The organism is Streptococcus sp. C150, from assembly GCF_000187445.1.
Taxonomy (GTDB): domain Bacteria; phylum Bacillota; class Bacilli; order Lactobacillales; family Streptococcaceae; genus Streptococcus; species Streptococcus raffinosi.
On sequence record NZ_GL698449.1, the window covers coordinates 1120217 to 1134565 of the forward strand.

General features: G+C 41.7%; 10 protein-coding genes. All 10 read right to left on the bottom strand.

The window, feature by feature from the left end:
* Positions 1-3556: accessory Sec-dependent serine-rich glycoprotein adhesin (locus HMPREF0848_RS05105; protein ID WP_037608975.1), on the bottom strand; the 3556-nt coding region annotated here is incomplete at its 3' end.
* 492 nt (positions 3557-4048) lie between these two features.
* Positions 4049-5050 (bottom strand): sugar transferase, encoded by a 1002-nt coding sequence (locus HMPREF0848_RS05110; RefSeq protein ID WP_008535080.1) that lies wholly within the window; start codon positions 5048-5050, stop codon positions 4049-4051.
* A gap of 33 nt (positions 5051-5083) precedes the next feature.
* Complete coding sequence (gene asp5 / locus HMPREF0848_RS05115) at positions 5084-5308, bottom strand: accessory Sec system protein Asp5 (RefSeq protein ID WP_008535081.1); 225 nt, start codon at positions 5306-5308, stop codon at positions 5084-5086.
* 4 nt (positions 5309-5312) lie between these two features.
* A complete protein-coding gene (asp4, locus tag HMPREF0848_RS05120; RefSeq protein ID WP_002883547.1) occupies positions 5313-5492 on the bottom strand; it encodes an accessory Sec system protein Asp4 in 180 nt (59 codons plus the stop codon).
* On the bottom strand, positions 5485-6837 hold the full coding sequence (gtfB, locus tag HMPREF0848_RS05125; RefSeq protein WP_008535086.1) for an accessory Sec system glycosylation chaperone GtfB: 1353 nt from the start codon (positions 6835-6837) through the stop codon (positions 5485-5487). The genes asp4 and gtfB overlap by 8 nt, the downstream gene beginning before the upstream one ends.
* Entirely contained in the window at positions 6834-8342 is a 1509-nt protein-coding gene (gtfA, locus tag HMPREF0848_RS05130; RefSeq protein ID WP_008535088.1) for an accessory Sec system glycosyltransferase GtfA, read from the bottom strand. Before gtfA ends, gtfB begins: the two co-directional genes overlap by 4 nt.
* Before the next feature lie 12 nt (positions 8343-8354).
* Complete coding sequence (gene secA2 / locus HMPREF0848_RS05135; protein WP_008535090.1) at positions 8355-10730, bottom strand: accessory Sec system translocase SecA2; 2376 nt, start codon at positions 10728-10730, stop codon at positions 8355-8357.
* Positions 10723-11169 (bottom strand): accessory Sec system protein Asp3, encoded by a 447-nt coding sequence (asp3, locus tag HMPREF0848_RS05140; protein WP_008535091.1) that lies wholly within the window; start codon positions 11167-11169, stop codon positions 10723-10725. Before asp3 ends, secA2 begins: the two co-directional genes overlap by 8 nt.
* Before the next feature lie 2 nt (positions 11170-11171).
* On the bottom strand, positions 11172-12710 hold the full coding sequence (gene asp2, locus HMPREF0848_RS05145; RefSeq protein ID WP_008535093.1) for an accessory Sec system protein Asp2: 1539 nt from the start codon (positions 12708-12710) through the stop codon (positions 11172-11174).
* A complete protein-coding gene (gene asp1 / locus HMPREF0848_RS05150; protein WP_008535096.1) occupies positions 12697-14268 on the bottom strand; it encodes an accessory Sec system protein Asp1 in 1572 nt (523 codons plus the stop codon). The genes asp2 and asp1 overlap by 14 nt, the downstream gene beginning before the upstream one ends.
* Positions 14269-14349: the final 81 nt, after the last annotated feature.

Here is a 14349-nt window from a genome sequence, read left to right on the forward strand (position 1 = left end):
CTGACTCAGACGCACTTACTGATTCTGATGCAGAGGCTGAAGCTGATACGCTTGCTGATTCTGATGCAGATGTTGAAGCTGATGTGCTTGCTGATTCTGATGCAGATGCTGACTCAGAGGCACTTACTGATTCTGATGCAGACGCTGACTCAGAAACTGATGTACTTGTTGATTCTGAGACTGATTTACTTGCTGACTCAGAGATTGAAGCACTTGTTGATTCTGAGACTGATTGGCTAGTTGATTCTGACTCTGAATGATTTGTAACAATTGAAACTGATGTGCTTGTTGACTCAGATACTGAGGCACTTGCTGATTCAGATGTTGAAGCACTTGTTGATTCAGAAACTGAGGCACTTGTTGATTCTGAGACTGATTGACTTGTTGATTCAGACTCAGATGTTGAGGTGCTTGTTGATTCTGACGTTGAAGCACTTGTTGACTCAGATACTGAGGCACTTGTTGATTCTGAGACTGATTGACTTGTTGATTCAGACTCAGATGTTGATGCACTTGCTGATTCAGAAACTGAGGCACTTGTTGATTCTGAGACTGATTGACTTGTTGATTCAGACGTTGAAGCACTTGTTGATTCTGAGACTGATTTACTTGTTGATTCAGACGTTGAAGCACTTGTTGACTCTGAAACTGAGGCACTTGTTGATTCTGAGACTGATTTACTTGTTGATTCAGAGACTGATTTACTTGTTGATTCAGATTCAGATGTTGATGCGCTTGTTGATTCTGATGTTGATGCACTTGCTGATTCAACTGTTGATTGGCTCAATGAAGCGGACGCTGATTCTGATGCAGATTTAGAAGCTGATGTTGTATCAGATTCTGATTGTGATTGAGATTGTGATTTAGATACAACTTCTGATGTTGATTGTGACACAGATTGTGACTTAGACACTGCTTCAGACTGCGATACTGATTGTGACTTAGACACTGCTTCAGACTGCGATACTGATTGTGATTTAGATACAACTTCTGATGTTGATTGTGACACAGATTGTGACTTAGACACTGCTTCAGACTGCGATACTGATTGTGACTTAGACACTACTTCTGACTGCGATACTGATTGTGATTTAGACACTACTTCTGACTCTGATCCAGATTGTGACTTAGATACAGTTTCTGACTCAGATTGTGATTTTGAAGCAGAGGTAGAGAATGATTGTGATTGAGATGCAGACTCAGAATCACCCATTTTCTCGAAGTAATAGTTCACATCAGTTGATGGTTTAATCGCAGTTGGAATTGAGTAGTTGTTAGAGAATGATGAATAACCCTTCAAATTAGAGTATACTTTACCATTTGGTGCTGTTGGGTCATTCGCAACAGATCCTTCTGCTTGGATTTCTGGAACTTTACCAGCAATGACGTTATAACTGTTATTACCAGCTCCGGCAGGTGTCAATGATGTGCTTGGAGCACCTTTGAATGGACGTGGATAAGTATGTAGAGTTCCGTCCATTTGTTTATAAGTATCTGTCTCAGTAGCAGACTGCCAACCAGTGATAATGAGTGATTTACTTCCAGCTGTTTCGTTGACTTCAATATAGTAGTCACCATTTTTGCTGTTTACTTTTGTAACTTTAGTCTCATCAGCCTTCCACTCTTCACCAGCCTTATTAACTTTACTTGTGTAGATGAGTGTGTACTTAGATACATCTTCAGTACCAATATCGGATGTAGCAAAATTGTTCACTTGAGATGGATCAAGAGCGTAGAATTTCGTTACAGTCGAACCATTTGTATCCACGATTTCAGAAATACGTTTCACGTAGTAATGGTTAGCTCCACCTTGAAGTTCGACAAGTTTTTGACCGACAACACCCTTACCAAGGATACCAGATGTTTTTTGAGTAGAATCTGTTGTAGCAGCTACATGCTTGTAACCAGGGATATCACGGTTGTTTGAAGCTGTAAATTGTTGTCCTGCAAGACCTGTTTGTGTGTAGCTTGCTAGATCTGTTTCAGTTCCAGTAGGTTTGTAAAGTTGACCTGGAGTAGAACTTCCTTGAATAAGCTTATAGTGAGTTGTTTGATCAACTGTTGCATAAGGAACAGAAGTTTGAACGTTTTGTTTGTCTTCGTTTTCGTTACCTGGGTAGTTGGTATCACGAATTTGAAGTGTTTCATACTCAAGTTTAGCGTTTACCAATGAGAAGGTAACGTTTCCTGGATCAGTACCGTTAGCACCTGTGTAAGTCAAGGTGTTAGTTACATCAGAGTTGTTGTTGGTGATGTAGCTTGGAAGTGAGATGTTGCTTTCACCAGCATGGATGGTACGTGTGAATACTTCTGAACCATCAGATTTCTTCACAATGCGCAAGTAAACATCTGGATTAGCTGAAAGGCTACCAGTGATAGCAGAACGGTCTACTGCAAGAGTAGCATAGTAGTCAAAGTTTGTTTTAGCCCCAGTTGAATGATCTGTTTTAAGGAATTGCCATACACCGAAAGTGAAACGATCAGCGTTTGGATCCAAAGCATAGCCAGACTTGTTAAAGGCTGTATCTTCGATTGTTGCACCGTTCGCATCTGTAATAACTGGAATTGTCGTTCCATTAGTACTTGTTGAGATTGGTGACAACTGTGCAGTAACTGCTGCAACACCGTTAACTACTGAGTTACCAGTGAAACCGTTGTCTGTGATCTTAGTCAACATATTATCAACAGCGTTACCAAGACGTTCACGTTGTTCTGCATAGGCAGCGTTTGTTGCTGATGCAGCAAGCAATGTTGTTGATTTAGCGACTTCTTCTTGAACTGTTGTGATAGCTGTTTGGATTTCAGCTTTAGCAGCTGTGTCTGTCAATTTTGCTTGGTAGTCTTTAGCAATATTAACGAGCAATTCTGCTTCTGAAACGTTTTGATCCAAGATCGTTTTTTCATCTTCTTGAGTCGCTGTTTCTGATGCAGTCGCTACTGTTGAACTTGCAGATTCAGAATGTGAAGCAGAGTCTGAAGCAGTTGTGCTTTCTGTGTGTGATTGGCTATCAGAAGTTGAGTTGTGCTTGCTAAGTGATACTGATTCAGAGATAGCTTGTGACAATTCTGTTGATACAGATTGTGACAATGATACTGAAGCATCTGTACTTGCTTGAGCGTCAACTGAAGAGCTTGTAGACTCTTGGCTTGTTGATGCTACTGCTGGAGCTTCTGAAGCTACTGCTTCTGATACAGGCGCAGCGCTCAATGCTACTGATTCAGAATTTGCCAAAACATCATGAGTTGTAGTTGCTTGGCTTTCCAAAGCTGGAGCACTTGTTTCTTCGGCTTGAGCTGTGTAAGTAGCTACTGCACCACCTGCCACAGCACCCGCTGCTGCAATCCCTTTAAGAAGGGCTTGACCTGAAAGAAGAGAAGTTTTTTCTTCTACGTTTTGAACTGAAACTGACGGTGTGTCTGCGCCACCTTTAACAACTTTGAAAAGTCCAAAGTTTGATGTAGCGGCACGAAGCCAGTTTTTACCCGATTTAATAAGTTTGAAGCGAGTCACACGGTCTGTTTCGCGATATTCTCCTTCTTGGCGTCTAAAAAACATATTTACCTCCAAATAGATATGAGTCATTTCCTAATCTGGAAATTACATTTTATAATATAACACAAGTTAACTAAAAATTGTTGCACTTTGTCTCATTTTCTCTAAAATATGTAAGGTTTTCGCAATTCTGAATTTTCTGTCATTTATGCTATATTCTTTAAGATTTAGAACAAACCAGCTTCAGAACCTTTATTTCACGCTATTTTCTTTACATTTTCTCATTTTATTTCCAGTCTTATTGCGCTTCTAAATTATTTTACAATTTAGCTTAAGATAAATTTTCAAACAATTTCAATCAATTTTAGACCCCTTATTTTGACATATTTGGTATTTCTAACACACTTTTTTTAACCTTCTTCCTAATCAGATACCCTGCTTCCTTAAATCTTTTAACTTAAAGTAAAATTGGTTTAAATATTTTCTAAAAAGTCAATTTATATGCTCAAAAGTCTACAAAAAAAGAATTACCTTTTGATAATTCTTTTTAAACTATTAACCAAGGGCCATTATAGCATCAATAAAAAGCTTCTTGATGAAATAACCATTACTAATAAGGTAGGCAGCGTATTGTGCGTTAGCAACCATCTGGGCATACTGCTCTTCTGTACATTCTTGTACACAACGATCTGCTTCTTCCAGACTCGAAACGACAAAGCCTAGGCCATGTTCTCTGACATAATCAGCATTTGAAAGATAGTCAGGCACCACAACTGGCAAGCCTGCAGCTAAATAGGTAGAAAGTTTATAGGAAATATTCAACTTATAGTAATCGAGCTCATCTTCAGATTTTTCTGAGTTTCCCCAGACGAGACCAAATCCTCCTTTAGAAAGGTCAAACAGGAGTTCCTGTTTATTGCGCCAGCCTTCAAGTTGAATTTTGGAATAATCCTTGTCTTCTTCTTTATCCGCATAGACATGAAGAGGAGTATCCTGCTGCCAGTTGAGAATGTGGGGGAAACGAGCTGGATTACCAGCAAAGATGAGCTTCTTTTGGAAGCTTGGTTTGTGCAAGTCAAGGCTATGAGGTAGATCCCAAAGTTCCTGGATAATAATCTTTTTGACCGTTAATCCTTCCTCTATGAGTCGATCACGCATTTGTTCTGATGGAACAACGACGACATCACAAAGATTATACATCTCAATGTAATTAGGCATGAGATAATAATTACTAGGAAACATTATAGGTGGAACATCATGGATGAACATCACAAGTTTGGTTTGCACTGCCCTAAATTTATGAAGGAGGCTAGTGTCCCAAGCGACACTATTCCACGACGGCGACTGGAAGAAGACAATATCGCCATAGCTCACTCCTGCTACAATACCATCAAGGCGGGAATTTAATTCACCACTTGACTCCTGGCTGTTATCGTAGAAATAGATTGCTAATTCATTGGCACCAAGCTCCTTGGCAATCTTCATCGTATCATTTTGGGCAATCAAGGCCACACTACGTGGGGACTGCCCAAATAAATTCGTAAAATGTACACGCATGCGCTTCTTCTTTCTATTGCATAATCAAGCTCTTTACTTATAAGACACAATCATAAACATAAGTAAGAGGATAAATAAGGCTATACTAATAGCTAAGGTCAAAAATTTGCGAATAGGCTGACTAGACCAATAGCTTGGTTTACCAATATTACTCGTAGCATCTGTTGAAAAAATCTGTGTTTGACGGGGTTGGATGGTAACTAGGACGATAAGGGCAACCGAAAGAATCAGTGCTAGAACCATTAATACTAACATCATAAGTCTACCTCAACAAACCAATCAGAGTGAAGATTAAACCGATAATAATCACAAGTCCGAGCATGATTGAAAAGCTCTTGTTAATCTTTTCTCCTCTGGTTTCTTTTTCTTTCGTAATAGGCTTTTGCTTGAGTTCTTCCATACGGCCTTCAACATCACCGTAGAATAAATCTTTTTTAGACATGATTTCCTCCTAAAAGTCCTTGTAAGCGATTGGTCAAGTCAGAGGCTGTCAGGGTGTTAGCCTGAACTTTTTGAGCCTGCATGGCCTCTTGCATGGCTTGGTCTTGTTCAAGAACTTGCTTAATCTTAGCAACCATTGCTTGATAGTCCTGACCAGCATAGATATGTTCAGGTGCCGTGTAGTCACGTCCATGAACTGTTTCTGAAAAGGCCAAAATCAATAACTGGTGCTCAAAAGCTGTTCGTGTAGCCTTATATAACTCGTTATGATGGTTGATATCCAAATAGAGATTTGACTCTTGGTAGATCTTGTCCAGTTGCTTGTGACTGGCGTTAGGATGGAGCACTACATTTGAGTAACGCATCATTGAAAGCAACTTGGCTGACATCTCAGTAACAGCTGCAATTTGGAAGGTCACATCAGGTAATGCCTCTACTAAGGCTTCCAGGTGTTCGATTTGATCTGAGTTGGTTGCGATAAAGGCATTGTGTGATTTGCCATGATTTTCCTTGAAGTCATAGGCATAGCCTAAAGAAAGTAATTTATGGTGTTTTTCTTTAGGTACCAGGGTCAAGGCTTTTTCATAGGTTGTCTTATCAGGAATGATAATGGCGTTGGCCCTAGCTGAATTATCCTCTAAGATACCATTCATGTTACCTGGGAGGATATCTCCCAGTGGCTCTTGCCAGACCAGAATATCAGTTGCCCCTGTATTTTCCATAGTCCATGAGACGATGAATGGTGTTGCTAAGCTGTTAAAGATAATATGGTCAATGTCACCAAAGACCTGAGCTAAAAATGCCTTGATAAATTCGGTACGGTTGGCGAAACGACGTAGACTTTGACCAGGCAGGGTCAAGAGGATGTCACCAGTAGCATGATTTTCCAAGATGCGCTCGTCACCTTCTTTGGTTTGGTAGCTAGTAAAGACTGGCTGACCATTCTCATCATGAGTGGTTTTGGCAAAACAGAAACCATACTTGTTGTAGTGGTCTACTTGACGAATCTTTCCTGACTTGTCTAACCATTCAACACTTTTAACGATACGGACCTTGCTTTCTTCAGGGAAGGTAATACGGGCACGTTCTTCAGTGAGATTTGACACCTGTGCCACTTGATTGTTACCTGAGATTTCCCAAAAAGCTGGAACAGGAACCTGGTTGAAAAAGCGAGGTTTGCCAGTTTCCTCTTGGTCTTCTACATAGTAGGTGAAAGGTGACAGGGTTCCTTTGGGAAGAAAACCATCTGGATTGATGACAACAGTTGTGGCATCACATCCTGCTACCTGAAGGGTATAAGCCAAGTCTTTACTGGCTTGATGATAATTATCACATAAGAAAATCATGAGCGTACCTCCTCAAGTAACTGTTTCCAAGCAGCCTTGACCTGGCTAGTCAAGAAACCTTGGGCAAGGTCATAAGATTTTTGACGCATGGCCTCAATATTACCTTCTTCATAGAGACGGACAATGGCATCCTTATAGGATTTAGTGATGACATCCACAACATGATTTTCAGCGACAGGAAGGAGGTAGCCGCTAGCCCCATCTTCGATAAAGGTTTGATTACCATAAGGAACGTCAAAACCAATCATGGGAAGACCTGAACCAACGGCCTCCATGAGGGTAAGGCCAAAACCTTCGCTGGTTGAAGCTGTCAAATAAACCTCATATTGGCTATAAATGTCGGTCAAATCAGCATGCCCCATGAGACGAATGTAGTCTCCTGCTTGCCCTTCAGCAATAATATCACGCAACTTGGCATCCATCCCACCACTACCATAAATATCAAAGGTGATGTCTGGTAAGGTCTTATGAACCTCGATAACTGCACGAACCAACCAGTCAATGTGTTTTTCCTGAGCCAAACGTGAGGCCGTAATCATTGAAAATGGCTTACGTGCCTTGTCCTGCCCAACTAATTCAGGCAAGCTTCCCACTGGAATGGTGTAAATCTTTGGATCATGGTTAGTGTAGTGACGAAACTGCCTCTCAAGAATTTCCTTCTGACGGTCTGTCGCTACGATAAAGAAATCAACCTTGTCCGCATTGGTAAACTGGTACTCGTAATAGTTATTCCAGAGAATGTAGTCGTCATCAGTTTGATTGACACTGAAATGTTCAGCGTGAACGACTACCCCTAGACGAGCAGCTTGTGCTTCTTCAAAGACCAGCTGCCCAATACCAGTTTCACGGTCCAAGATAACCACGTCATCCTTGGTTAGGACCAAACGTTTGAAGAAATAGCGAAGGAATTCTTGCTTACCATAGAGGACCTGATCCGGAAAACGATAAATGTCCTGATTATTGTCTCCAACAATCATGTCATAGGCGGTCGAGCCATCTTCATTATAAAAACGGCGTTGGTAAACCTTGGCTTGATTATCCTTAGGCGCATAATACTCACTACAATAACGGGTATAAGAGTAAAAATCCTTACGCAAGAGCTTGTCATTGACAAAATAGCTGACGGTTTCCACAGAAACTCCATCTGTCGCACGAAGATGGCAAGCTACCACTAGGTCATCCTGTGGATAATGGTAACGAATCACTGAACCGGAAACTTCCTTGTGTTCAGGATTGTCAGGTAAGATAGCCTCGATTTCAGCTAGTTTGATGGTAGATGGTGCGATTTTGACATCTGTAAAATAGTTATAGAGCCAGATGATTTGGTCATCTGAAAAACCAATCTTGCTGGTCATATGCTCGATATTATCTCCAAGAATGAGATCCATAAAGACAAATTTGGCTTCTTGTCCCATTTCCTGAAAAATCTTGGCACGATAGGCCTGGGCATATTCGACACCACTGCTGGCCCAACCGATACCTAAATTAATGTTATATACTGTCATAATTTCCTTATTTTATGGGAAATGGCTGATGATATCTCCTTTTTTAGTGACTTGCACCTGACTGAGGAGGAGATTACGAACCATATCCTTTCTGATTTGACGTTTCATTGCCTCAAAGCCCTTGTAGGCCTCTTGATAATACTCGACAATAGGGTTCTTTTGACTCAATTGTTGACTACCAATAGCCATTTGGAGTTGTTGCAGATAGTCTACCTGCTCTACCCAGTTATCATCCACAGCCTTAAGCATGGCTAAACGTTGGAAATACTCATTGAGTTCCTTAGTTTTCAACTCTTGCTTCTTGGCTTCTAGCTCACGATAGGCAAACTGATAAATGAGTTCCAAGACTTCTTCACGATTGTTAAGATCCAAATCTTTAGGAATCTCATTGATACGGAAGCTGATATTACGCAAGATAAAGTGATAGAGATTTTCTGCTTTTGAGAAATCTTCATCAGCCACAGCTTGGTCGATAAAGTCGTCAAGTACCTCATCGATAACAGTATCCAAGCCTTGATTGTGGAAGATGAGGCGGTCACGTTGGGCATAAATCATCTCACGTTGGATGTTCATACTTTCTGCGAATTCAAGCGTCTGACGACGTGATGTACGACCAGAACTTTCACTGGCTTCTTGGGCTTTTTGAACCAATTTACGGTACTTACGACCGGTCAATTCCTTAGGCTCAATGTGGTCACTAATGGCATATTCTTTGTAAGTACGGTGAACCCATGATGGACCGTATTTCTTAATCACATCATCTTCAAGTGAGACGAAGAATTTAGACATACCAGGGTCCCCTTGACGTCCAGAACGGCCACGAATTTGCAGGTCAATACGTTGACTTTCCATACGTTCGGTACCGATAACTACCAAACCTCCGAGTTCAGCTACACCCTTACCAAGCTTGATATCCGTTCCACGTCCAGCCATTGAGGTCGCAACCGTCACGGCACCCATTTGTCCTGATTCGGCAATCATTTCCGCTTCACGTGGTGCATTGTTGGCATTCAAGAGATTATGAGCAATTCCTTCACGCAAAAGCAGGGAAGAATAAAGCTCTGACATCTCCACCGACCCAACGAAAATCAAGATGGGGTTGCCTTTTTCATGATAGTGCTTGACATACTCTAAAGAGGCAAAGACCTTCTCTGGTAGGGTCGCATAAATCTTATCGGGATAGTCGATACGTTGTTTCTTACGGTTGGTTGGGATTTGAATGACCTTCATGCCATAGGTGTCTAGGAATTCTTTTTCGGCTACCTTACCAGTCCCTGTCATCCCTGAAATTTTCTGGAATTTTTTAAAGAGACTTTGGTAGGTGATGGAAGCCATAGCTCTGGTTTCTTGTGACAGGGCCACTAATTCCTTGGCTTCGATAGCTTGGTGGAGTCCACCTTGGAGCTTGGTTAATTCCAAGAGACGACCTGTTGATTTGTCAAGAAGCACCACTTCTGGCCCCTTCTTGCCATCTCGAATAATGTAGTCCTTGTCCTTTTTATAGAGCAAGTGGGCACGAAGTGAAAAGAGTAGGTGGCGGGCAAAGGTACTATTTTCCTCATCGTAGAGGTTGCCGATACCCAGATAACTTTCGGCAGCCTTAGCCCCCTTAGTCGTCAACCAAACTTCACTTTTTTCCTCTTTAAAGACATAGTCTTCACCCTCGACCAAGGTAGTCATCAGGGTGTCCATCATCCCATAGTAGTTGGACTGAACACGAGGCGCACCAGAAATAATCAAGGGCGTCTGGGCACTATCAAGAAGGACCGAGTCCACCTCATCGACGATAGCATAGTTAAAAGGACGCATGTATTTCCCGTCTTGGTTAGAAGCAAGGTTATCAATCAAATAGTCAAAGCCTAGGCTGGCATTGGTCGTGTAAACGATGTCCGATTGATAGATGGCCCGCTTTTCAGATGGATCCATCTCATTACTCCCTTCTACACAGGGAACACCAATCGTCAAACCTAGGAACTCATAGACCTGACCCATTTCCTCAGCGTCACGGATAGCCAAGTATTCATTGGTCGTGACCAGGATGGCTCCTTGGCCTGACAAGGCATTCAGGTAGACAGGCATGGTAGCCGTTAGGGTCTTTCCTTCACCCGTATTCATCTCGGCAATATGACCTTGGTGCATGACAATGCCTCCCATGACCTGAACATCATAAGGGAACATGCCTAGCACGCGCTTATCCGCTTCACGAACAACCGCAAAAGCTTCTGGAAGAAGGTCATCCAAGCTTTCTCCTTGGGCCAAACGCTCCTGAAATTCCTGCGTTTTATTTTTCAACTCAAGGTTGCTCAAACCAGCCATTTCATCAGCTAGGCCATTGATTTCCTTGAGTATCTCCTTAACAGGGAGAATAGGATTCAGTTGTTTAAACATGTTCTTCTCCTGTTTCTTCCAGTTTTAAGCTGTAGAAATCCAGCTCTTTGACCCCAGCACTCAAAAGCGAAATACTATAGGTATAAGCTTCGTGTGGGTAGACAAAGGTCATCTGAGTACTTTTTTCAATAAGCTGCTTGATTTCATTATCATAACGGTCCAAAAAGCTGACTTTCAAAAAGACTGAGCCTGTTGGTATAGCTTCGAGATTAGCCGTCAAGTCATAGCTGTGCCCTTTTTTCAATAATGGGAGGTCAGGCTGAGTACGATCCGATTGATAGTTTTGGATAGCCACCCAGGACTTAATATCAGTTCCTGATGGCACCAAAGGATTGTAAAATTGCACAGAACCATCTTGGCGTTTAACAACTGTTGAACCATACATATAAGTCCTAAGATTTAAGCCCCACAGAATTTCTGATTTCTTGTTTCTGAACATTCTTACTCCTTTCTTCCAAAATCATTTTCTAAAATCATACGGTAAAAATTGACAAACCAAGTTGTCGCCGTAGCAGAATCATCGTTGTGTCGACCTGATGTTCCCTTGCTAAGAATCTTAGATCCCGAGTAATAGAGAGACTTGGTGATATCCTCGTAAGCCGTCGGATCCATATCCTCGTCCTTCATGTAGGAAAGACCAAAGGTCGTGTTTGAAAAATCTGCTTTTTTAAACTTATCCCAGAACTTCTGATTAAGGGCCTCAACACCGTCATTATCCAAACGCCCCGTCTGCAAATGCAAGACATCAATCCCTGTTGGAAAGACCTCTGGCGCCAAGAGTCGGGCACGGTTACCGATCGTACCAACATTAGCTAGAGGTTTAGACATGATAATGGCATGAGGTTCAAAGTCTGCACCGTAGTACATTGATGGAAAAGTTCCCATAGACATCCCAGAGAGGATGAGTTGATCATTATCAAAGCCTAGATAATCCAAGTAATGTTGAATAGTGTTCTTGATACTATTTTCAAATTCTTCTGTTCCCATGTAGAAGGCTCCCCCTAGGAGTCGAGGGTCTGAAAAGAGCAAAAAGGGAGTTCCCAAAGCTTTCATCATCCCAAAACCTTCGAAACCTTCGGCAGGACGGAAACCCGAAAAGTAAACAGACAAAGGTGGCTTGAAGTCACCAGGATAAAAGAAATAGTTGACTTCCTGACGTTTGTGATCATGGAGAATACCACCGCCAAGGACAAACTTCCCAAACTGGAAGCGAGTCAAACGTTGGTGGAGCCCACCAATGGTAATCTTACCCTGTCCCTTCATCTCCAGACTCGCTGACAAAAGGAAGGTTCTATCCTCATCAAGGACAATAGCTCCCTTGCGCATTTCTTCTTCTGAAACGATGTAGGTCTTGAAGATATCTACAACTGAACCTTCTGGCACAAGATTGAGAATTAAACGGCACTCACAGGTCTCATCTTTGTCAAATTCCAACCAAAGTTCAATAGGATTTTCCTTGCTGGCTCTGATATTATAGGTCCAATCTAAAACCGGCGTATACTCCTGACCATAATCACCTGACAAAATCACACTCTCATAACCATGATAAGTCACTTGTCCCGTGAGATTGGGGTTGGCTTGAATCCTAAATGGAAACAATTTATCCCCATATTGACCTGAAAAAAGCGCTTTAGAAAGGGTAATAATCAGCTGGCCTTGATTTGAAAAATCCGTCGGAACAGCGCAAATTTCCTTCAGAAACTGAAGAAGGCTCTCGTCTGATACTTTTATGGTTTGGTCAAAGAAAACAGTATGAGGAATCAAACATTCTCTAATAGCCATCAATTCCTCAAGCCCTTCAGGGCTATCTACAAGAACTGCTGTGAAAGTCTTGATTTCGTCAGCTTCAATGGTTTCTTGCAAGGTCTCAAGCTGACCAAGAGGACTAAAATACCAATTCATATTTTCAGGAATTTCCTGATTTTCTGACCAGTTAGCTGATCCAACTTGTAGTATTTTCAAGCGTTTATCCTTGGCCATGCTGCTCCTCCTTCAACCAATTTTCCCATTTTTGCACCAAACGGTCTCCTGTATTTTCCTTAATTTTCTCAATAGAGTAGATAAGCGAACGGTTCCAGTTGTTCAACTGACCCAAATAGTAATAAGCTCCCTTTTCAAAATCAGACAAGTGCTTCAAGATATAACCATTTTCTTGATGGGTCACATACTCAGACGCCACTCGGTTAATCTGTGGAATACCGGCACTAATTCCTGCGATTTGGGTATAGCGGTTAGGCTCCTTACTCAAGTCGACAATGAGTCGTGTAAACTGAAGGGACTTGATAAGAGCCGTCTCGTCACGGAGGTCTTGGAATGAAAAACGACTGATGATTTCATTGTTCTCTTCCAATCTATTTTCCGCACCACTACTTTCAACAACCTCTTCAAAGACTTCTGAGCTAAAACGTTCGTCAATCATTTTTTCAACTTGATGTTCCAAATTTTGAAGTTGCTCTGGATTGGCATTAAAGGCCCCAAATTCAACACGAGTCTTAGGATACTTGGCTACGAATGCTAACACTTGATAAATAGCCTCTAAATCCAACTGATTCAAATCAACCTGATAGAAAATCTTAGACTCTTTGACACGTTGACTGGTTCCCAAAGCCAAACGGGTATCAAAGGAAGCCATGTGTTTAAGCTTCTTGGCCTCTTCTGGATAGGCGACCTGAAGTTGCTCCAAGTAATCATAGCGGTCAGCAATCAACAAGTCCACTTGCGACAAAAAGCCTGCATAGGCATCAATACTGTCATCTTGATTTCGTTCTGCAAACCAGGTCAAAATCTTGGTATTTTCTGCTGGCAAGTGATTAAAGAGGGGCTTGTTGTGACGCAAGTCTGAAGCCATGACAAAACGGTCCTCATTCGTCACTTTTTCTGCCAAAAATTTATCCAAAAATTCCCAAATGACTTCCGAAAGGTCACCGTAGTAACTCTTATTAAAGCGACCGTCTGTTCTAGGATTAGCCACAATCCCACGTCCATCAAAGAAGTGACAAAGTTGCCAAACTCCCTTAGCATTTAGGTAATTGCGATAGATTGGCTGACCATTTTCAAAATAGAGACTACTTGAAACAAAGCCACGGTCATCATAGACTTCTTCACGGATGATTTGCTCTTCATCAAAGTAGCGAATCATGGCAATAAAGCCCTCAGTACCGAACTCAATTTCGGCATAACGCTTGTGCTGACATTGAACCACAATAGCAAAGGGTGTATAGACAAAAGTAGAGCCTTCAGGCCAGTCCAAATCGGTCACCTGTAGGTTTCGCATAGCTTCATCGCTAATTCCCTGAATCAAGTCAAAGATGGCTGTGGCCTTAACTTCCAAGACATCATGACGGTGTAAGAAATAACGCAAATGTGGCTGGTAGGCCAAAAGCAAGAGCTGCGGAGTCAGCTCCTCATCCTGAAAAATACGGACTTGGTGTAGACTATCATCAAATTCAATTTTTTGACGTGTCAGATACCAAGGGTCAATGGACGTCTTCCAAAATTCATCCGTCTGCCCATACCAAGCTGGAATAAAATAATACATGAATTCTCCTTTATTGTCTTTACATCACAATACTTGAGATTGAGGGGTAGACCGATCACAAGTCACCAGCCTACCTCTCAA